The organism is Chryseobacterium ginsengisoli (assembly GCF_039542325.1).
In the GTDB taxonomy this organism is placed as follows: Bacteria; Bacteroidota; Bacteroidia; order Flavobacteriales; family Weeksellaceae; genus Chryseobacterium; species Chryseobacterium ginsengisoli.
Genome location: NZ_BAABHX010000001.1, coordinates 44,842 through 64,163 on the forward strand (window position 1 = coordinate 44,842; position 19,322 = coordinate 64,163).

25 protein-coding genes are annotated in these 19,322 nt (G+C 32.7%); 5 read left to right on the forward strand and 20 right to left on the reverse strand.

Annotated elements, in window-relative coordinates:
* Positions 1 to 109: 109 nt before the first annotated feature.
* Complete coding sequence (locus ABD940_RS00250; protein WP_345199544.1) at positions 110 to 265, forward strand: hypothetical protein; 156 nt, start codon at positions 110 to 112, stop codon at positions 263 to 265.
* Here ABD940_RS00250 and ABD940_RS00255 read toward each other — a convergent pair.
* From ABD940_RS00255 to tpx, 20 genes are all read right to left on the reverse strand, one after another.
* Entirely contained in the window at positions 262 to 912 is a 651-nt protein-coding gene (locus ABD940_RS00255) for a DnaJ domain-containing protein (protein ID WP_345199547.1), read from the reverse strand. The genes ABD940_RS00250 and ABD940_RS00255 overlap by 4 nt on opposite strands.
* Before the next feature lie 398 nt (positions 913 to 1,310).
* A complete protein-coding gene (locus ABD940_RS00260; protein ID WP_345199550.1) occupies positions 1,311 to 1,583 on the reverse strand; it encodes a hypothetical protein in 273 nt (90 codons plus the stop codon).
* A gap of 77 nt (positions 1,584 to 1,660) precedes the next feature.
* The gene (locus ABD940_RS00265; protein WP_345199552.1) at positions 1,661 to 2,020 is read right to left on the reverse strand and encodes a hypothetical protein; all 360 of its coding nucleotides are present in this window, start codon (positions 2,018 to 2,020) and stop codon (positions 1,661 to 1,663) included.
* Positions 2,021 to 2,033: 13 nt separating this feature from the next.
* A complete protein-coding gene (locus ABD940_RS00270; protein WP_345199554.1) occupies positions 2,034 to 2,588 on the reverse strand; it encodes an RNA polymerase sigma factor in 555 nt (184 codons plus the stop codon).
* Between the two features lie 236 nt (positions 2,589 to 2,824).
* Complete coding sequence (locus tag ABD940_RS00275; protein WP_345199557.1) at positions 2,825 to 3,283, reverse strand: DoxX family protein; 459 nt, start codon at positions 3,281 to 3,283, stop codon at positions 2,825 to 2,827.
* Between the two features lie 53 nt (positions 3,284 to 3,336).
* The gene (locus ABD940_RS00280; RefSeq protein WP_345199559.1) at positions 3,337 to 3,810 is read right to left on the reverse strand and encodes an SRPBCC family protein; all 474 of its coding nucleotides are present in this window, start codon (positions 3,808 to 3,810) and stop codon (positions 3,337 to 3,339) included.
* A 32-nt stretch (positions 3,811 to 3,842) separates the two neighbouring features.
* Positions 3,843 to 4,271: an SRPBCC domain-containing protein gene (locus ABD940_RS00285; protein WP_345199561.1), complete on the reverse strand. Its 429-nt coding sequence runs from the start codon at positions 4,269 to 4,271 to the stop codon at positions 3,843 to 3,845.
* Positions 4,272 to 4,337: 66 nt separating this feature from the next.
* Positions 4,338 to 5,171 carry an SDR family oxidoreductase gene (locus ABD940_RS00290; RefSeq protein ID WP_345199563.1) on the reverse strand — a complete coding sequence of 278 codons (834 nt, stop codon included), beginning with the start codon at positions 5,169 to 5,171 and terminating at the stop codon, positions 4,338 to 4,340.
* 47 nt (positions 5,172 to 5,218) lie between these two features.
* Entirely contained in the window at positions 5,219 to 6,076 is an 858-nt protein-coding gene (locus ABD940_RS00295; protein ID WP_345199565.1) for a VOC family protein, read from the reverse strand.
* 93 nt (positions 6,077 to 6,169) lie between these two features.
* Positions 6,170 to 6,412: a helix-hairpin-helix domain-containing protein gene (locus ABD940_RS00300; protein ID WP_345199566.1), complete on the reverse strand. Its 243-nt coding sequence runs from the start codon at positions 6,410 to 6,412 to the stop codon at positions 6,170 to 6,172.
* Between the two features lie 41 nt (positions 6,413 to 6,453).
* Positions 6,454 to 6,867: an SRPBCC family protein gene (locus ABD940_RS00305; protein ID WP_345199567.1), complete on the reverse strand. Its 414-nt coding sequence runs from the start codon at positions 6,865 to 6,867 to the stop codon at positions 6,454 to 6,456.
* Between the two features lie 72 nt (positions 6,868 to 6,939).
* Complete coding sequence (locus ABD940_RS00310; RefSeq protein WP_345199568.1) at positions 6,940 to 7,371, reverse strand: VOC family protein; 432 nt, start codon at positions 7,369 to 7,371, stop codon at positions 6,940 to 6,942.
* A 309-nt stretch (positions 7,372 to 7,680) separates the two neighbouring features.
* Entirely contained in the window at positions 7,681 to 8,457 is a 777-nt protein-coding gene (locus tag ABD940_RS00315; protein WP_345199570.1) for an alpha/beta fold hydrolase, read from the reverse strand.
* A gap of 2 nt (positions 8,458 to 8,459) precedes the next feature.
* On the reverse strand, positions 8,460 to 8,984 hold the full coding sequence (locus ABD940_RS00320) for a DinB family protein (RefSeq protein WP_345199571.1): 525 nt from the start codon (positions 8,982 to 8,984) through the stop codon (positions 8,460 to 8,462).
* 75 nt (positions 8,985 to 9,059) lie between these two features.
* Entirely contained in the window at positions 9,060 to 9,467 is a 408-nt protein-coding gene (locus tag ABD940_RS00325) for a VOC family protein (protein ID WP_345199572.1), read from the reverse strand.
* Between the two features lie 77 nt (positions 9,468 to 9,544).
* Positions 9,545 to 10,135 carry a Crp/Fnr family transcriptional regulator gene (locus ABD940_RS00330; protein WP_345199573.1) on the reverse strand — a complete coding sequence of 197 codons (591 nt, stop codon included), beginning with the start codon at positions 10,133 to 10,135 and terminating at the stop codon, positions 9,545 to 9,547.
* A gap of 290 nt (positions 10,136 to 10,425) precedes the next feature.
* Positions 10,426 to 11,637, reverse strand: a complete 1,212-nt coding sequence (locus ABD940_RS00335; protein ID WP_345199575.1) for a DUF763 domain-containing protein — start codon at positions 11,635 to 11,637, stop codon at positions 10,426 to 10,428.
* 139 nt (positions 11,638 to 11,776) lie between these two features.
* Entirely contained in the window at positions 11,777 to 12,181 is a 405-nt protein-coding gene (locus ABD940_RS00340) for a glyoxalase superfamily protein (protein ID WP_345199576.1), read from the reverse strand.
* A gap of 60 nt (positions 12,182 to 12,241) precedes the next feature.
* Positions 12,242 to 13,753 carry a T9SS type A sorting domain-containing protein gene (locus tag ABD940_RS00345; RefSeq protein WP_345199577.1) on the reverse strand — a complete coding sequence of 504 codons (1,512 nt, stop codon included), beginning with the start codon at positions 13,751 to 13,753 and terminating at the stop codon, positions 12,242 to 12,244.
* 183 nt (positions 13,754 to 13,936) lie between these two features.
* Complete coding sequence (gene tpx, locus ABD940_RS00350) at positions 13,937 to 14,434, reverse strand: thiol peroxidase (protein WP_345199578.1); 498 nt, start codon at positions 14,432 to 14,434, stop codon at positions 13,937 to 13,939.
* A 378-nt stretch (positions 14,435 to 14,812) separates the two neighbouring features.
* On the opposite strand from tpx, the gene ABD940_RS00355 reads away from it, so the two are divergent.
* From ABD940_RS00355 to ABD940_RS00370, 4 genes are all read left to right on the forward strand, one after another.
* Positions 14,813 to 16,537, forward strand: coding sequence for an HAD-IIIC family phosphatase (locus ABD940_RS00355; RefSeq protein ID WP_345199579.1), 1,725 nt, complete (start codon positions 14,813 to 14,815; stop codon positions 16,535 to 16,537).
* Positions 16,538 to 16,541: 4 nt separating this feature from the next.
* The gene (locus ABD940_RS00360) at positions 16,542 to 16,778 is read left to right on the forward strand and encodes an acyl carrier protein (RefSeq protein WP_345199580.1); all 237 of its coding nucleotides are present in this window, start codon (positions 16,542 to 16,544) and stop codon (positions 16,776 to 16,778) included.
* Positions 16,779 to 16,874: 96 nt separating this feature from the next.
* Entirely contained in the window at positions 16,875 to 18,218 is a 1,344-nt protein-coding gene (locus ABD940_RS00365; protein ID WP_345199581.1) for an MBOAT family O-acyltransferase, read from the forward strand.
* 3 nt (positions 18,219 to 18,221) lie between these two features.
* On the forward strand, positions 18,222 to 19,157 hold the full coding sequence (locus ABD940_RS00370; protein ID WP_345199582.1) for a hypothetical protein: 936 nt from the start codon (positions 18,222 to 18,224) through the stop codon (positions 19,155 to 19,157).
* The last annotated feature ends 165 nt before the right edge of the window (positions 19,158 to 19,322 follow it).

The following is a 19,322-nucleotide window of genomic DNA, read 5'->3' on the forward strand; positions in this document are numbered from 1 at the left end:
GAAACTTAGATTAAAAACACAAATTATGATTTAAACCATTAACAATCAAAGCATAATAATTTATGAAATTTTATTATCTATATTTATTCTAAATTAATATATTTGCAACATGAATATGATTGTCCCTTTCAAAGTTCCGGCTTTGACTCCTGCTTTTTCTATAAATACTGAGGAAATGTATTGTGGAACAAAGAAATCTTGCTGCAAAAAATTTAAAAAAGGAAAAAGATGTAAATCTTGTCCGGGAAGAAAGAAAATGGCTTAATGATTAAAGCTTTTTACTAAAAAATAGATCGCCAAAATTAATAGTAAAATACCCGCGATTATTCTTACAATTTTTGGCTGACCGCGTCGATTTGCAACTGTTCTCGGTTGTGATTTGAATAATTCTTCCGCTTTTTCTTTGAATTTTTCTGTACTATTCTCAAAAACTTCGGTTATTGTAATTCCCTGAACTGCAGTTTTGTGCAACAGTGAATTCGTCGCATGAAGCAAAATTTGGAATTTACCATCCTTGAATTCCGTTATCTTAAAAACTCTTTCTCCGTAAGGCTTTTCCAGTCCGAAAGGTAAAACTTTCACTACATCGGCATTTTGAGTCTGCCAATTGATAATGACCTCCTCTCCTTTTTTCGCATGAATTTTATTTGCCGTAAATGTCTTTATCGAAGGCGGAATATTATACCTGAAACTTTTCTGGTGACTTTCTAAATTCTGGTCGTAAGTATATCTCCTGCTTTTATCGCTCAATGTTTCGTAAGCTTCCTGAATTTCTTTAAAACGATCTGCGAAAAAGTCGTCATTTTCGTTTTTGTCAGGATGATATTTTAAAGATAATTTTCTATAAGATTTTTTGATGTCTTCTTCTGAAGCATCGTGAGAAATCCCGAGAAAATAATAGTAATCTTTCATTTGAACTATGCAAAAATAAGGAATTTATTTTCTTTTGTTTCCAAATTCCACAGGATTTTTGTCATTGCGAGCAAAGCGAAGCAATCTATTTTAACGCAAAGTCCGCAAGGATTTTTCTTGAAATGTTTGAGAATATTTTTCGTTCGCAAAGGCGTTTCACTCAGCGAAGGTTGAACGTAAGAATATCCATAAAGTTTGTCATTCAGAGCGAAACGGAATGGAGCATGGAATCTATACTTTTTTTGTAGATATTATTTTATAAAATCTTTGTTAAGATTTCTTGATATTTTGAGATTGCTTCGTCGCTTCGCTCCTCGCAATGACATGAAAAAATACCGGCGCGGGAAGCTTTGCTTCCCGCGCCGGAATTAACAATTTCAATTTAGTTACTTTCTATATTATGCTTCTGCAATATCTTCTTTTCTTTCGAAACCTCTGTGGTGACATCTTGAAGCGAATTCTTTTTTGAATTTACCTTTCAGTTCCTGATATTGCTCTTCATTCATTTCTCTGATTTTATCAGCCAATCCGAAAGGAGATTTTTCTTTGATTCCGTATTCTTCGAAAATACCTTTTACAAATCTTTTTCTTTCGATTGCTTTTTTAGCGATCATTGCAACTCCGGCAACTGCTAATGCTCCAAGAGCACCTTTTAATACTGAATTTTTCATTTTTTCAAAAATTTTAAATTTTACTACTTCTTGTTTTTTTATATAGACGAATGAAGTTTAATTTTACTTTACTACTTCTAAAATTTTTCTTCTTCGTTTGTTCTGTTTTGTCTGTTGAAAAAACCTCCTGAACATCTGTCTTTCCAGACTTCTTTGAATTTTTCTCTTTCTTCGGGAGATAAACTCATCATTCTGTCTCTCATCATTTTTTTCTCCTTAAAATCTCTCATTCCTTTTCCAAAATGGAAGCCTCCGAAAAGGATTTTACTTAAAATCAATATTCCCATTGCCTGCCAATACGTAATCGATTTCACTCCTAAAATATCGGGAAGAAGGCAATTCCAAAGAGCCATGACGATCCATGTAACTCCCAATAAAATCAAGGGTGGACATAAGAATAAAAAAATCCAGCCTTTTTTGTGTTTATTATGATTCATAACTTTCTTTTTACTAACTATTTAAATCTTCGTATAATTTTCTCAATCTGTTTCTCAAATGCTTTACCGCATAGTTTTTTCGACTGATAATTGTTTTAATGTTTTCGCCCTGTTCATCGGCAATTTCCTGAAGTGTTTTGTCGTTAAGCTCGTTTTCTACGTAAACCAATCTTTGCTTTTCCGGTAATTCATCCAATGCTTCAAAAAGCTTTTTCCAGATTTCATCCTGAAACATTTTTACTTCGGGACCTGCGCTTTCATCCAGCAAAAGAATATCTTTTATAGAAAAACTTCCGTCTTCATCTTCGTACACGAAATCTTCAAGATTTTCGGTTTTCTTTTTACGGTATTTGTCCGTGATTTTATTTGCTGTCACTCTATAAAGCCAACCGCCAACGTTTACAATTTCAGAAAGATTGGTAAGACTACTGAACTGATACCACACCTCCTGCAAAATATCTTCCGCATCTTCCGTGTTTTTCACTTTCGGACGAATATACGACATCAGCTTTCCGCCGTACTTTGAAACGGTTTGTGAGATGATATTTTCCTTCTCTTTTTGCGGCATTGTTATTTTTTCGACAATCTCCATATTGCTATGACGATTGATATTTTTGTTTTACTTTAATAAATTTAAAATATTTTTCCGGATTTTCTATTTTTCTTTTGTTAGTGGGATCTTTGACTAGTTTAATTACTCATCAGCAATTGTTATTAAAAAAGATTGCTTCGTCGCCTCACTCCTCACAATGACAAAAAAACGGAAAGCAAAACTCTCCGTTGTATTTTTAAAACTAATTAAATTTAATTCAGATAAATTCCGAAATACCAAGTCCATGCAATCAAAATAATCTGCATCGGAATCCTTTCTTTATAAAGATAACTCATTCCGGGACCTGAATAGTCTCCTTTAAATAAATTCACTCTTTTTTTCGAGGAATTAATATTAGCCAGGAAAACTAAAATCAAAAAGACAATTAATAAAATTGCAGTCAGTTCACGAATGGAAGGAATTATTAATCCAATTCCGGCAGCAATTTCAATTAATCCTGTAAAATATACCCAAAACATTTTCGCAGGTATAAAATCAGGAATCATCATCGCCATCCCTTTCTGAAACTTGAAATGTGCAAATCCTGTAAATATGATAAAAACTGCCATTCCCAGATTTCCGGAAAATAAAAAATTCCAGTCTCCCTGAAAAATTTTTGTTCCCAACAAAGCCAAAATAAATGTGGCAAAAAGAATGACAAGTAATTTCATATAATATTTTAATGGTAATTTATCTCAAATTAGTTGACTATTTAACTTTTACTTTAAAATAAACTATTCAAGTCATAATTATTTTCTTCAGCAAGATCTTTAACGATTTCCAGACCTTTTATAAATCCTGTGTTTATAGTGTCCTGCCATTCTTTTTCGACCTGAACTTCTGCGTGAAGTTTGGTTTTACCATCAAAATCAATTAAAATATATTTTTCGAAACAACCGCTCCATTGTTTTATTTCCATACTTTCTATATCTTCTACCCCATCTTTATCTACCATTCCCAAATGCTTAAAAATAACCTGATTGGGCTCATCCAGACTGTCAATTGTTGAAACCATTCCTTCGCCCTGTGCATTGGTGAAATACGTTTTTCCATTAACTTTCCAATCAGATTTCATAAAAGAATCGGAAGCCGGATTGAAAAATTTTGTCCATTGGCTGTACGTTTCAGTATCCCAAAGAATATCCCAGATCTTTTGCTTAGGAGCATCAATAATTTTTTCGTAAGATAAAGTTTCCATATGTTTAGATTTTTTATGTTTTTAGTTTAATTTTAAAATTGATTTTCAGAAAGTTGCTTTATGATTTGTATTGCGTTCGGAAATTTGTCTTCAAAAAACTCCTTAAATTCTTCGTTGGTCTGAATTTCACTTTTCAATTTTGTTCCCTCTTCATTCTCTTCTAAAATCCATGTTTCAGTAGCATCACCCCAATTTTGAGGAACTTCAATTCCATCATAAATATCTCCAAGATGCAAGAATTTCATTTCCTCATTAGGAATATTTTTTTCAACCCGACTATACATTCCATTATTATTCGGATCAAAAAACTTCACAATGCTTCCCTCCTCCAAAGTTCCCATGTAGAAAGAACCTTCTGTAAAAGCCGTTGTCCATTGTCTGTAAGAAATATCGTCCCAAAGTACACTCCAGACTTTTTCCGGTTCTGCATTTATCTGTATTTCGAAATTTAGTTTTTCCATTATTAATATTTAAGATTGATTAATTTTAAGGTTAAGTCCTATAAAAACTGCTATTTCAAATTAAATTTATCCTCCAACAAAATCCCCACCATTAATATGAATAATCTCTCCTGTGATAAAACTTGAATCCTCCGAAGCAAGAAAAACATAAGCTGGGGCGACTTCCGAAGGCTGTCCCGCTCGCTTCAAAGGATTATCTTTTCCGAAAGTCGATAGATTATCAAAAGTTTCTTTCACAAGAGGAGTCCAGATTGGTCCTGGAGCAACACCATTTACCAAGATTCCTTTCTCAGCAATATTCACTGCTAAAGAACGTATAAAAGTCGCAATTGCTCCTTTCGTAGCCGAATAATCGATTAAATGATCACTTCCACGATATGCGGTAACAGATGTTGTACAAATGATTCTTCCTCCTTTTTTCATTAATGGTAGAAAATCCCTTGTCAAAGCAATCATTGAAATAATATTCGTATCAAAAGTTTTCTGAATCTGTTCATCCGAAATCTTTTCAATATCATTTTTCGGAAACTGAATTCCTGCATTATTAACAAGAATATCTAATGTTTTCCAATCTTTTTTAATCTTATCTAAAAGTTTTGTTCTGAAAGCCTTTTTTGAAACATCACCTTTAAACAAAATACATTTCTGTCCTTCTTTTTCAACTAGTTTTTGAGTTTCTTTGGCATCTTTGTCGCTTTCTTTATAAATAATCGCAACATCGGCTCCTTCTCTCGCAAAATGAATTGCAACAGCTTGCCCGATTCCACTGTCTCCACCGGAAATTACAGCTTTTTTATTAAGAAGTTTTTTGCTTCCTAAATAGTTTTTACGGATAATTTCAGGATAAAGCCCGTCTTTAGGCACTTTTGATTTTGAATTTGACTTGTTCTGTGTCTTCATAAGCCAATCTTTTTATGAATACCATCAAACGGCAAGCCGAAAAAGGTTTAAGAATTATAAGCGTCTTCCAAATCCTGAATAACAATCTTCTGCATTCCCATCATTGCCTGAACAACTTTTCCTGCTTTTTCCTGATCAGAATCGCTCATTAACTGAATTAATCTTTTAGGAACAATCTGCCAACTGAAACCAAATTTATCCTTTAACCAACCACACATACTTTCTCTTCCGCCGTCATTCGTTAAAGCATTCCAATACTTGTCGGTTTGCTCCTGATCATCGGTCATTACAACCATTGAAACTCCTTCATTGAAATCAAAGTTGTGATCATGGGAAGAATCCATACAATAAAGACTATAGCCATCAATGACAAATTGAGCATGCATAACATTCTCCGGATTCTCGCCGTTTTCGGCTCCATCTTTATATTTTGAAACATTTCCAATACTGGAATTTGGAAAAATTTTGGTATATAATTCCATCGCTTCCATTGCTTTTCCGTTATTTTCATGGATAAACATTAGTGTAGGAACTATTTTCTGATCGTTTGTTTTTTCACCTAAATATATTTGCCAACTCACCTCATATTTATCCTGAATCCAACCATATTTTTTGCTCCAAGGATAAGAATCCAAAGGCATCATAACCGTTCCGCCATCCGATAACTGATCCCAATATTTCTGTACCTCATCTTCCGTTTCACAAATAACCATAAACGAAACTGTAGCATTTTTTTTGAATTGAGGACCGCCATTCAATAACATTAGTTTTTGACCAAAAAGATCAATATTCATTACGACAGGTGTGTCTGCAGTGATTTTTCCGTCAAAAATTTTACAGTAAAATTCAGCAGATTCTTTTGCGTCTCCATCGTACCAAAGACATGGGAAAATATCGTTGTTCATATAGTTTTAATTTATTTAAGTCATTTCGAACGAAGCAATCTCTATTAAAAGCTTAAATAGATTTTTCTTCGTAAGAATGACAAGTTGTGTGTTTTAATTATTTTTAAAAGAAATATGATTTTCTTTCATATAAACTTTCAGTTTTTCCATTGCATTTTTTCCGAAACCGTGTAATTGCATGATTTCTTTCTCGGAATAATCTGAAAGTTTTTCCAGAGAATTTATTTTCTCTTTTGCTAAAGCTCTTCGTGCAGGTGCTGCAAGAACGCCTTGTAAAAAGTTTCCATTGACAACAACATGACTAACAGCGCAAATGGAACTTAAACACTTTGCCATTATCACTAAATTTATCATGGTTTTGAAAAAATTAAAATTAATTAGTTGTTTTCAACATATTTATGGAAATTGTTAAGAATAGCATACCATCCGTCTCTTTGCATTTCCACAGAATTTTGTTTTTCGGGGTCAAAAGTTATTTTAACACTCGTCGTATTTTCATCAACAGAATCAAAAAAAATGTCTACTTTTCTTCCGTCTTCCATATGATATTCTATTCTCTCGTTTGGAATGACTTCATCATAAATTCCTTCAAAATCAAATCCAAAACTTCCGTCTTTTGCTTCCATTCTGGTTTTAAATTTACCTCCAACTCTTAAATCATTTTCAGAACTTGGACATTGCCATGTTTCGTGGGCAAAATTCCATTTTACGATGTGTTTAGGTTCATTATAATATTCCCAAACTTTCTGAACGGGAGCCAAAATCGTGATGTCTATTTTAATAGGTTCCATAATTGTATTTTTTAATGAAAAGGGCAACAAAAATTCAGTTACCCTTTTTTGTAATTTAGCTTAAAGATAAGATTATTTTGTATATTGTTCGTTATAGTTTATCATCCAGTGAACACCATATTTGTCCTGAAAGCTACCGAAATAGTCTCCCCAAAACTGGTCTTCGATTGGCATTTCAATGTTCCCATCTTCCGAAAGTCCTTTGAAAAGTCTGTCAGCCTCTTCTTTAGATTCAGGAAAAATTGAAACATAATTATTATTTCCGACATTCAGTTTTTGTCCGAAACTTGGAACGATGTCTGAAGCCATCAATAAATCTCCGCCAACCGGAAGTGCAATGTGCATCACCCTGTTTTTTTCTTCGTCCGATAAATTTTCAGTTCCGGGAGCATTTCCCATTTTGTGAATTTCACCCAAAAATTCTCCACCGAAAACGGATTTATAAAAATTGAAAGCTTCTTCTGCTTTCCCATCAAAATTTAAGTAAGGATTTAATTTAGCCATGATATTTTATTTTTAAGATTGTTTTTTGTTTAAACACAAATGGCTCGAATTTTTTTCACTAATAACACTAATATTATTTGTGAAATTTGTGTAGAGCATTTCTGTTTATTTGTGCTTTCTTTAAACACAAAGAGCGCTAAGTTTTTTTGAAATGATTGAGTATATTTTTTGTTTACAAAGGCGTTTCACTCAGCAAAGGCTGAATGTTTATTGCCCATGTTCTCATTCTGAGAGAAACATACGGAATTACTGAATCTGCCTCAACACAAACAGATTTTTCATTTTATTTATAAAAAGTTTAATTAAATTTTATTGATTCAAAAACTTCTCGACTTCACTTACTGTAAAATCAATCAATTTATCATCAATATTTCCTCCAAAATCAGCCATCATATAAGAACCGTGTGTTGCAGGGAGAATCATCAATTGTGAACCTTCTACTAATCGCCACATTTCAACAATATGTTCCGGTTTCATTACATCTTTATCTCCTGAAATAAACAAAGTCGGGGATTTTATGGATGCTAAAATATCTTCGCTCCAATCTTCGAAAGTCTGCATTCTTTTACTGTCTTTATCGAACATATTTTCGAGCGCTGAAAAGTCGGGATTTAAGTTTAAAAAATTAATTTTCAAAGGCTCAGGCATAGAATCTAATGTAGCATCCATCATACTTTCGAAGAAACCGTCCATCATTCCATTTTTCTTATAAAATGCGGATGCTACAACCAATTTTTCTATTAATTTCGGATAAAGGTGAGCGATTTGCATCACAGTATTTCCACCGTTACTGAATCCCCAAAATGAAGCTTTTTCAATATTAATTTCTTTCAAAAGAGCAGCAACATCATGCGCATCTTGCTCAAAAGTTTCGGGAATATCTCGATGTTCGGACATTCCGTGGTTTTGTAAATCAATTCCAATTAATTGAAATTGAGTTTCTAATCTGGAAATAACTTCCTTATAATCAAACAAAATCGAACCGCCTCCTCCATGAATCAGCACCAAAGGTTTTCCGGAACCGTAGATCTCATAATACATCTTGATTCCGTTGACTTGCTTATGACCTTTTTCAATCGGATTCATTGTTAATATTTTAAATCTTTATCAAAATCATATTTCATTCCTTCATAGCCCAGAATTCTTCGCATTAATCCGATCTGTCCACTTAAATAATCTTCACGACCAATGCACATTCCGACAAAATTCAGAACTGTTTCGGGGAAAAAATCGATATTCATTCCCATAGGAAATGCAGTGTCTAATTCTTCGTCTGTTGCTTCCAATAATCTTTGATAAACAAGTGGTGAGATCTTGTGAAAAGCTTCTTTTAATTGCTGTAAGGAAGGATAATTCAAACTTTCGTCCAGTGCTTTTCCCTGAAAGAAAAAATCTTTGAATTCAAATTCTTCTTTAAGTCCGAGAACAGCTCCCAAAGCGTACCGCATATCGAGAAAATTTCCAACCATCCAAATAATGTGATTGGTTCTGCCTTCAATTCTTTTCAATGTATCTTCTTCTGAAATTCCATCAAGAACCATTAGAAAACTTTGGCTGTGACCTCGAAATGCAGGAATGATAATGTCTAATTTTTTTGATTTTAGTGTGTCCATTTGATTGTTTTTTTTGAATTTTTATTCTTTCACGGATTTTCACAGATTATTATGATTAATCTGTGGAAAAGAAATTTATTCCGTCGGTATTTGAGAAGGGTCTGCAAATATCACATTCCAACCATGCCCGTTGATATCCCAGAAAGAATTTTGATACATCCAGCCATGATCCTGCGCTTCTTCGTGTTGGTAAGCTCCGTTTGCAACTGCAGCATTTACAACTTGGTCTACTTCTTCACGGCTGTCTAATCCGATCGCTACCAAAACCTGTGTTGTATCACCTTTTGGAACTGGTCTTTCTGAGAAAGTCTGGAAAAATTCTTCTTCTAAAAACATCACCTGAATATTGTCACTCATCACAATACAAACTGCTTTTTCATCTGAAATTTGCTCATTGATTGAGAAACCGATATTTGTCCAGAATTCTTTAGTTTTTTGAATATCTTTTACAGGAAGATTGACAAAAATTTGATTGATTTTCATTTTGTAAATTTTTAAGGTTTAACTTTTAACCAAAATTACCAAGTCATAATGAAAATCAACTTGCCATAGGACAAGATTTAATTTTTCTTTGGATGCGAAACCAATTCCTTACGAATCCGGCTCAAAGAAGTATCCGTAACTCCCAGATATGAAGCAATTTGTTTCAACGGAGCGAACTGTATAACGTGAGGTTTTTGTTCTAAAAGATTAAGGTAACGCTTTGTTGCAGAAAGCGTAAACATTTCTACAGAACGCTGTTTGTAAACGAAAAGCTGCTGTGACATCCAAGCTCTTCCCCATTCTCTGAGGTTCGGGATTTTATGAAATAATTTCTGGAAAGTTTCAAAACTGAATTTCCAGCATTCACAATCTGTGATACAGATAATATTTTCCTGAGTCGGAATTCTTTGAAAAATTGAGGAAACTTCGATAATAATTTCGTTTTCCACGAAAAAATGCGTGGTTACTTCGTTGCCATTAAAATCATTAACAAACGAACGCGCTAAACCTTTTTCCAAAATATAATATTCATTCGCCGTTTTCCCTTCTTCAAGGATAAAATCGCCTTTATGAAAAACTACTTTTTCGTGCGCCTGAAATATCTCTTCAAGTTCTTCTGTAAGGAAAAATGGGAAATCATAACAGATTTCTAAGGCTTTGTTGCTCATCAAGTCAATGTTTTTTAAGGCTTTAAATTTAAAATTTTTATTGGAAATGATAAAGAAAATATTAAACAAAATAATAACTTGTGGTAGTTGATTTTTGTGTAATCCTTTACACTAAGGCGTTATAAACTGTTTATATTAATTCTAAATTATTAAACATTTAATTTTTCTACCGCAAAAATGCACGTACTCTGTCATTCTGACGAAGGAAGAATCTAAGCTATATTTTTAGAGATTCTTCACTCCATTTCATTTCGTTCAGAATGACAAAAAAGCCGATTATTTAAATAATTTTAAAACAAAGAAAGCTGAATCGGTTTTGGATTCGACAGTTTTTGAGCATCTCCGAAAACAGTTTTCCCACCAAAACGCCATGAATTTTGACGTTCTTCTTCGATAACCTGTTGAATATCAAAATCGGGAATAAACTCCTTTTCGGTTTTTGTGACGATATCGTGAAGTTTGTTTAAAGTTTTTAGTTTGTCTGAATTTCCAAGCTTTGATTTTTCGATTCCTGATTTAAGAATTTGAAGACTTTCATCATACACTTTTGTCGGAACTGGAAACGGATGACCGTCTTTTCCGCCATGAGCAAAGGAAAATCTTGCAGGATCTTTAAATCTCGATGGTGCTCCGTGAATCACTTCACTTACCAAAGCCAAAGACTGCATTGTTCGTGGACCGACACCTTCTAACATCAATAAATCTTCGAAATTTTGCGGCTGTTGTTCGCGAGTGACATATAAAAGTGCTCCAAGACGTTTTAAATCTACATCAGAAGCCTGAACATCATGATGATTAGGAAGAATTAATCTTGCAAAATCGCTCATAATTTCCGCAGAATCGGTATGGGAAATTTCTAAAATTCCTTTTCGGTTTTCAGAAGCTTCAGAAGCTGTTAAGTTTAAAATTTGTCCTCTTGAAATTCCGTTAATTCCTGTATGAGGTTCTTCTATAAAAGATTTTATATTTTCAGAATGCCAATGATAACGTCTTGCTGTTCCGTCGGATTCATGCATTCCTTGTTGAACGACGCTCCAATTTCCGTTGTCTGACAAAATAAAATTGTGCAGATACAATTGATAACCATCCTGAATTGCTGTATTATCAACTTTTGCGGAAAGTTTACTTGCTTTTACCAAATCATTTCCGTTTAAGCCCGTTTTATCTGCAATTTGAAGTAATTCCAAAGGAGTTTCTCTGGAAAATTTACCTTTTCCACCACAAATATAAAGTCCGAGAGCTTGAGAATTAGGATTAATGGAGCGTTTCAAAGCACCCATAACGGATGTTGTGATACCTGAAGAATGCCAATCCATCCCCATTACTGCGCCAAAACTCTGGAACCAAAACGGATCTGCCAATCGGCGGAGAACTTCATCTTTTCCATAATCCATTAAAATCACCTCAACAATTGAAAGTCCAAGAATAGACATACGTTCGTACAGCCAAGGTGGGACTTTGCCATAATGAAGGGGTAAATCTGCTGTTCCGGAACGTTTCATTTTGTAAAGATAAGTTTTATAATAATGATTTTTTGATGATCGGAATCAGTTTTAAATTTTCACTTTAAACAAAAATGACAATTGTTGTGGATTTTTTTCTACTGCAGATGTTTCTGTTTAATTTTATGGTTAAATCAAATTAATGGATTGAATAAAAATTTAAATCTTTATGTTTTTCTTCATCGAATTTTTCGTTAAAAATAATTTTGTTCCCAAAAGGATCATCTACTTTAAAAGAAATGGCATCATAAAATGTTTTTTCTAATCCCGGGCGATTGTATTTGTATTTTTTATCAATCAATTCTTTATGATAATCTGCAATATCTTCACCCCAAATAAAAACCCTGCTTCCGGGAGTTCCGTCACCATGATGTTCACTTAAATGGAGAACAATATTGTCTTTCTTCACTTCCATATAAACCGGAGTGTTGTCTTCGAAATGATGTTCCCAAACGATTTCGAAACCGAGCCAGTCGATGTAAAATTCTTTTGTTTTTTGGTAATCAAAAATTCTTAAAATTGGAATGATTTGTTCTGCTTTCATAATTTAGGTTTAATTTCCAATAATAAGAAAAAGCACCCTTTTCAGGATGCTTTCATTTTATTAATTTTTAATTATTTTCTTTATTATGCTTTTTTCTTTATTTTTAATTTTAAGCATATACACTCCTTTAGGCAGATCATGAACATTGATACTATTTTCATTTTTTCCGGATCTTATTAAGCTTCCATTCATAGAATACAGCTCAAAGTTTTCCAAATTCTGATCAGAATATAAAACTTCTTTTACAGGATTTGGATATACTGAAATATCTTTTTTATCTGTTAACAAATCATTTGCTTCAAGATAAGAAGGTACTGATCCATTGAATCTTGCAAGAAAAATATTAGTTGATCCCGCAGATCCACAAACCATTATTTTTCCGTTACTCAAAATATCAATATCCTTAATAACAGATAAGTTGCCATATCCTTGCTGAGTTTTTCCGTTGGTTCCGAAAGTTGTATCCAGATTACCGTTGGTTGTAAGTCTTATTAAACCTATATCATTATAAGATCCCGAAGCAATGGTTCCAGCCAATAAAATTCTACCGTCTGAAAGCAACTTCATTTGATAAGCTGTATCATCGGATGTTCCTATTGCAGTCGTAAAAATACCTGTTGTATTAAAAGAAGTATCCAGTGTTCCGTTAGTATTCAGTCTTACAACGGCAAAATCATCTCTGCTGCTAGTATTAAGAAACGCAGATCCTCCCATTAAGATTTTTCCATTACTCTGAAATGCTATTGCAACCGGCTTATCGTTATATGACGGCGCAATTACGACAACATGTTTCCCGTCCGTACTGAATGATGTGTCTAAAGAACCATTTGAGTTATACTTTGCAATACCAAAATCAGCAAAATTATTTGATGACCCAGCTCCGTAAGTATAGCTTCCTACCGCAAACTTTCCGTCTATGTTTATAGCAATACAAGTTGCATCATCATTATTTCCCGCAAGATCTGTAGTAACCTTTCCATTGGTACCAAATGTACTGTCCAATGTTCCATCTATGTTTATTCTTGCAATAGCAATATCTTTGTAGGACCCTGTAAAAGCATATCCTGCCACTAGAATTTTCCCGTCATTTTGTATCGCTACAGTATGAGCAACATCTTCATTTGTACCAAATGCAACAGTAACTTTTCCCGTTCCATTAAATGTAGTATCTAGTGTTCCGTCTGCATTTAATCTGACAACAATAAAATCTTTTCTATTAACACTTCCTGTATCTTCCCAATATCCTACTGCAACAATTTTTCCATCCGGTGCAATTTTCATATCGTACAATACAGCATTTTCTCCTCCAAAATTTATTGATGTTGAACCTGATGAACCAAAAGTAGTGTCTAATTGGTTTGATGAACTAAATCTAAAGAATTTAAAAGTATTGTCCGTACCATAGGTTCCAATTACCATTTTTTGATTGGCGTCTATTTCAATACACTGTCCATAGGCTCCACTATTGTAGACAGAAAATCCTGAATTTCCATAAGTTGTATCTAAAATTCCGTCTTGTGAGAACCCTAATGCAAAAATTAGGGTTGATAAAGAAGTTAAAATGCGCTTCATTGGTTATTTAATTTTTTTGCAAATCTATCTTTTTTAAAGACAAAATGCAATTAAACGCCAATAAACAGTTTAAAATATTAATTAACAAATCATTAATATTTTAAGTTTTATTTAACATAAATTAAAACAAAAGCCCTGTGAAGATCTCACAAGGCTTTCTTAGAATTTTTTATTTCTGATGTTTTATTTTAAAGCCGCTAAAGCTGCAGAATAATTAGGTTCATCTGCAATTTCTGAAACCTGCTCCGTATAAACAATTTTGTTGTCTGCATCAGTTACGATTACTGCTCTGCTCAACAATCCTTTCATTGGAGAATCTGTAATTGTAACTTCGTTATCATCACCAAAACTACTTCTGAAATCCGAAAGTGTTTCAACATTGCTCAATCCTTCTGCCGCGCAAAATCTTCCTAATGCGAAAGGCAGATCTTTAGAAACATTGATCACAACTGTATTATCAAGTGCAGAAGCTTCTTCATTGAATTTTCTAGCCGAAGACGCGCAAGTGGGTGTATCAATACTTGGGAAAATATTGAAAACTTTTTTCTTTCCTTCAAAGCTTTCCAGTGTTTTTACATTCAAACCAGAATCTACCAAAGCAAAATCCTTAATTGTAGTTCCTACTGATGGTAAAGTTCCTATTGTGTTTACAGCATTTCCTTTCAATGTAATATTTGACATAATTTATTTTTTAGGTTTTTCAAATTTAATTAAAAAACTAATGACATCTATAGATTTTTTATGAACTTTTACAGTTTTAATAAGAGTTAGCCTTGTTTTAATATTCCCTTTTTTTCAGAAACAAGAAGAGTGGCAATTAATTTTACAAATTCTTTATCTATATCTTATTTAATTATGAATTTCCTACTTAATACAGCAATAAGATATGGTATTAAAAAGAAAATTTTTTATATTTGCCAGCTACCAAAATCCGAATATTATACGTGAGATTATGATTTTCAATCATATATCAATTTATTTTCCTTTATTTTTTAAGAAATAGGGCAATTATTGATAAAAACTGAAATTAAATATCATTTTCTTTAAAACTAATAATTGATGTATAAAACATTTTCGGAGTTAAAAAAGGCTGTAAAACAAGATTCAACTTCATCAAAAGTTATCAAAGTAGCTCTATTGGGTGACACTGCAACCCAATTTTTGAACGTGGCATTAAAAGGAAGTGCAAAATCTGAAGGTTTCAATCTGGAAGTTTTTGAAGCTGATTTTGGACAGATATCCCGACAGATCATGGATCCGTCTTCAGAATACTATGAGTTTGATGCAGATTACACGATTATCTTTGAATCAACACATAAATTATTAAATCAATATTATAAATCTTACGATTCTGCCAAAGATTTTGCAGAGAATAAGATCAAATATATCAACGAACTTTATAATACAATACACAACCGAACAAAAAGTCGTGTCATTTATTGTAATTTTCCGATTATTGACAGTAAAGTTTTTGGAAATTTTTCGAACAAGGTAGAATCTTCTTTCAATTTTCAGCTTAATAAGCTTAATTATTTGCTTTCTCTGGAAGTTGCAATGAATAAGGACAACTTCTTCATTTCTGATCTGCTTTCCATTCAGAATAAATGGGGAAGAGATTTTATGTTTGCACCAAGTATTTATGTCAATACCGAAATGGTGCTTTCAATTGATGCTTTGCCTATTGTGGCGCACAATATATTTAGCATTGTCTCTTCTTTGGAAGGTAAGTTTAAAAAATGTCTGATTCTGGATCTGGATAATACAACTTGGGGAGGAATCATTGGTGATGATGGTCTTGAAAAAATACAGATCGGAAATTTAGGAATCGGAAAAGCTTTTACAGAATTTCAGTATTGGGTAAAAGCATTACAAAAAAGAGGAATTATCCTTGCTGTCTGCAGTAAAAATGATGAAGATAAAGCAAAAGAACCTTTTGAGAAACATCCGGATATGATTTTGAAACTGGATGATATTGCTGTTTTTGTTGCCAATTGGGAAAACAAAGCGGATAATATCAGAAAAATTCAAAGTATTTTAAATATCGGATTCGATTCGATGGTCTTTTTAGATGATAATCCTTTTGAAAGAAATCTCGTGAGAGAAAATCTTCCTGACGTTTGTGTCCCAGAATTACCCGAAGATCCCGCAGAATATCTTGAATATTTATATGGCTTAAATCTTTTTGAAACGGCAAGTTTCTCTGAAAATGATATTGAAAGAACCAAACAATATCAGGTAGAAGCACAAAGAACAGTTGATTTGGAAAGTTTTACCAATGTAGAAGATTTTCTGAAAAGTTTGAATATGACTTCTGATGTTCAGAGTTTTAATAATTTTTCTAAACCAAGGGTTTCTCAGCTGACACAGCGATCGAACCAGTTTAATCTGAGAACTGTACGATATACAGAACAGGAAATAGAAAATCTTATAGCTTCAGATAAGCATCATACCATTTCATTCACATTGGAAGATAAATACGGTGACAACGGATTGATCTGTGTAATCGTGCTTGAGGAAAAAGATAAAGAAACACTTTTTATAGACACCTGGCTTATGAGCTGCAGAGTGTTGAAAAGAGGAATGGAAAGTTTCACACTCAATACCATTGCAGAAATTGCTAAAAAACAAGGCTATAAATACATTGCAGGAGAATATATTTCCACCAACAAAAATCAAATGGTAAAGGATCATTATAAAAATTTAAGTTTCATTAATGAAAATGATAAATGGATCCTGAATGTAAATGATTATCAACCGCAAGAAGTATACATTAAAAATAAATAACACTATGGACAGAAATGAAGTTTTAACAAAACTTACACCTATTTTTCGTGAACAACTAGACAACGAAGACATTGAACTAAACGCTGAAACTACTGCAAGTGATATCGAAGAATGGGATTCTCTATCTCATATTCAGCTTATTGTGGCGATAGAAAAAGCTTTTGGAATTCGTTTTACCTCTTCAGAAATTCAAAGCTGGAATAATGTAGGTGAAATGATCGATTCCATTATCAGCAAATAAAATCGTATGCTTCTCAATTCGTACTATTTCATTCTCTTCTTTACTGTATTATTTTTTGTTTATTACATTTTCGGAAAAACATCAAAAAATCAGAATTTGTTTCTTTTAATAGGAAGCTATATTTTCTACAGTAGTTGGAGCTTGAATTTTTTGTCATTGCTTATCCTTTCTACTTTAGCTACTTTTTTCATTGGAAACAAGATAAAAAAATCGGAAGGAAAAGCAAAGGCTTACTGGCTCAGAACCGGTGTTTTTTTAATATTAATTCAGCTTTTGTATTTTAAATATTTTAACTTTTTCATTGAAAATTTTAATGATTTACTAAAAATATTCGGACGTCAAGATCAGCTGGGCTTATTAAAAATTATATTTCCTATAGGAATAAGCTTTTATTCTTTCAGGATGATTGGTTATTTGCTGGATATCAAGAATAATAAACTTAAAGAATTACCTTCTCTTCTTGATTATTCGGTTTTTGTAGCGTTTTTTCCGTGTATTATTGCCGGACCAATTGACAAAGCATTACCGTTTTTGAATAATCTGAAAATTAAAAGAGAGTTTTCTTCTTCACAGTTTACAGATGGATTGAGACAGATTTTATGGGGACTTTTTAAAAAATTGGTTGTTGCAGACAATATTGCAACGATCACTACTCCATTATTTGAATCTTACCATACGATGAACGGAAGTGCTTTATTCATAGGAGCAGTTCTGTATTTTATAGAATTATATGCAGATTTTTCAGGTTATACAGATATGGCGATAGGAATTTCCAAATTGTTGGGAATCAAAATTCAGCCAAATTTTAATTATCCTTTATTTGCTCAAAATGTTTCCGATTATTGGCGAAGATGGCATATTTCATTAACGTCGTGGCTTACAGAACATGTTTTTACTCCGCTATCCATTCAATTCAGAGATTATGATAAATACGGATTGATCATGGCAATTATTATTAATTTTTTGGTTGTAGGTTTTTGGCACGGTGCAGAATGGCATTATATTTTTCATGGATTGGTAAGCGGAATCATGTTTATTCCCGTTATCTGGAAAGGAAAAATGAACAAAAAAATAAAAAGTTCAAACAATATTATCCCTACAAAAGAAGAGCTGAAAAATATTCCCGTAACATTTGTGATGTTTGCTTTATTGATGGTACTTTTCTTTTCGACCGACATGAAAATGGCTATAGGCTATTACAAGGAAATTTTCTCTCTTTCTTTTTTCCAGATTCCTAATTATCAGTTTCACAAAGAAATTGCTCTTCTTATTATATTCACATTAGGTATTGAGTGGATCGGAAGAGACAAAGAATATGGTATAAAAGAATTGTTCATCAACAATAATGTTGTAATAAGATGGGGATTTTATTATGTATTAGTATTTTTGGTGTTTTTATTTTACATTGCTCCGAAAGGGTTTATTTATGCACAGTTTTAAATTATGAAAAAATCAATCTATAGATTAATTAAATTTTCTATACTTCCATTACTTTTCATCTGCTATGCGATATACATAACCGGGAAAAATACAGGTGATTTCTATAAAAGATTTTCTTCTCCTCAACAAAACTCTTTAATATTGGGAAGTTCGAGGGCAGCCTCCATGAATCCTGAAATTATTGATCAGATTATACATTCCAAATATCCGAACGCAAAATTATACAACTATGCTTTTACTTGGGCACATTCTCCTTATGGTCCAAAATATTTAGAATCCATAGAAAAAAAAATAAAACCTGATACAAAAGACGGTGTATTTATTGTAACCGTAGAACCTACTGCATTGATGGTTGATAAAAATAAACCGGACGATCCGCAATATTACACTGAAAATGATAAATCAGTTGCTAAAACTTCTATGGTTGCCACAAATCCCAATCTTGAATACCTTCTTGAAAGCTACGATTTTTCCATTACCAACGAGTTTAATAAAAAAATAAGACCCGAAAAAAATCCTATGATTGAAGTTTCTGTATTAGATAACGGACAGGTCCACGGAAAAGTGATCAAAAGGTTTTCTACTGAAAAGAGAAAAGAAGTAAATGCAGAAAAAATGGCAGAATTAAAAAACAGGATCAACGAACTTAAAATTTCTCCCACCCGATTAGAATATCTTTCAAAAACCATTGATTTTTTAAAACAACACGGAAAAGTTATGGTTGTAAGAATGCCTGTAAGCAAAGTTCCTTATGATATTGAAAATTCGGCGGTTGCTGATTTCGACAAAATCATATTAGATATTACAGAATCTAAAAAAGTACCTTATATCAATTACAACAATTATCCAAATAACTATCAATGGGTAGATGAAGTTCATCTGGAACCCGAATTTATGGATAAATTTTCTGCAGTAATTGCGAAAGATCTTGTTCATTAAAACTTTAAAGACTCTTACATTTTAATCCTTTAATTTTCCAATTCCTTATCATACATTTTGGTTTAAATAATCTCGTATTAATCATAAAACGAAAATAAAATTACTTAAATCAGACCGTTAATTTTTTAAGTGAAATTTTTTCTATATTCGCAGTCCTTAAAAAAT

Excerpts from the sequence above, each read along its gene's own strand:
- ABD940_RS00250 (WP_345199544.1), top strand. The coding sequence starts at position 110 with ATGAATATGATTGTCCCTTTCAAAGTTCCGGCTTTGACTCCTGCTTTT.
- ABD940_RS00255 (WP_345199547.1), bottom strand. The coding sequence starts at position 912 with ATGAAAGATTACTATTATTTTCTCGGGATTTCTCACGATGCTTCAGAA.
- ABD940_RS00260 (WP_345199550.1), bottom strand. The coding sequence starts at position 1,583 with ATGAAAAATTCAGTATTAAAAGGTGCTCTTGGAGCATTAGCAGTTGCC.
- ABD940_RS00265 (WP_345199552.1), bottom strand. The coding sequence starts at position 2,020 with ATGAATCATAATAAACACAAAAAAGGCTGGATTTTTTTATTCTTATGT.
- ABD940_RS00270 (WP_345199554.1), bottom strand. The coding sequence starts at position 2,588 with ATGCCGCAAAAAGAGAAGGAAAATATCATCTCACAAACCGTTTCAAAG.
- ABD940_RS00275 (WP_345199557.1), bottom strand. The coding sequence starts at position 3,283 with ATGAAATTACTTGTCATTCTTTTTGCCACATTTATTTTGGCTTTGTTG.
- ABD940_RS00280 (WP_345199559.1), bottom strand. The coding sequence starts at position 3,810 with ATGGAAACTTTATCTTACGAAAAAATTATTGATGCTCCTAAGCAAAAG.
- ABD940_RS00285 (WP_345199561.1), bottom strand. The coding sequence starts at position 4,271 with ATGGAAAAACTAAATTTCGAAATACAGATAAATGCAGAACCGGAAAAA.
- ABD940_RS00290 (WP_345199563.1), bottom strand. The coding sequence starts at position 5,171 with ATGAAGACACAGAACAAGTCAAATTCAAAATCAAAAGTGCCTAAAGAC.
- ABD940_RS00295 (WP_345199565.1), bottom strand. The coding sequence starts at position 6,076 with ATGAACAACGATATTTTCCCATGTCTTTGGTACGATGGAGACGCAAAA.
- ABD940_RS00300 (WP_345199566.1), bottom strand. The coding sequence starts at position 6,412 with ATGGCAAAGTGTTTAAGTTCCATTTGCGCTGTTAGTCATGTTGTTGTC.
- ABD940_RS00305 (WP_345199567.1), bottom strand. The coding sequence starts at position 6,867 with ATGGAACCTATTAAAATAGACATCACGATTTTGGCTCCCGTTCAGAAA.
- ABD940_RS00310 (WP_345199568.1), bottom strand. The coding sequence starts at position 7,371 with ATGGCTAAATTAAATCCTTACTTAAATTTTGATGGGAAAGCAGAAGAA.
- ABD940_RS00315 (WP_345199570.1), bottom strand. The coding sequence starts at position 8,457 with ATGAATCCGATTGAAAAAGGTCATAAGCAAGTCAACGGAATCAAGATG.
- ABD940_RS00320 (WP_345199571.1), bottom strand. The coding sequence starts at position 8,984 with ATGGACACACTAAAATCAAAAAAATTAGACATTATCATTCCTGCATTT.
- ABD940_RS00325 (WP_345199572.1), bottom strand. The coding sequence starts at position 9,467 with ATGAAAATCAATCAAATTTTTGTCAATCTTCCTGTAAAAGATATTCAA.
- ABD940_RS00330 (WP_345199573.1), bottom strand. The coding sequence starts at position 10,135 with ATGAGCAACAAAGCCTTAGAAATCTGTTATGATTTCCCATTTTTCCTT.
- ABD940_RS00335 (WP_345199575.1), bottom strand. The coding sequence starts at position 11,637 with ATGAAACGTTCCGGAACAGCAGATTTACCCCTTCATTATGGCAAAGTC.
- ABD940_RS00340 (WP_345199576.1), bottom strand. The coding sequence starts at position 12,181 with ATGAAAGCAGAACAAATCATTCCAATTTTAAGAATTTTTGATTACCAA.
- ABD940_RS00345 (WP_345199577.1), bottom strand. The coding sequence starts at position 13,753 with ATGAAGCGCATTTTAACTTCTTTATCAACCCTAATTTTTGCATTAGGG.
- tpx (WP_345199578.1), bottom strand. The coding sequence starts at position 14,434 with ATGTCAAATATTACATTGAAAGGAAATGCTGTAAACACAATAGGAACT.
- ABD940_RS00355 (WP_345199579.1), top strand. The coding sequence starts at position 14,813 with ATGTATAAAACATTTTCGGAGTTAAAAAAGGCTGTAAAACAAGATTCA.
- ABD940_RS00360 (WP_345199580.1), top strand. The coding sequence starts at position 16,542 with ATGGACAGAAATGAAGTTTTAACAAAACTTACACCTATTTTTCGTGAA.
- ABD940_RS00370 (WP_345199582.1), top strand. The coding sequence starts at position 18,222 with ATGAAAAAATCAATCTATAGATTAATTAAATTTTCTATACTTCCATTA.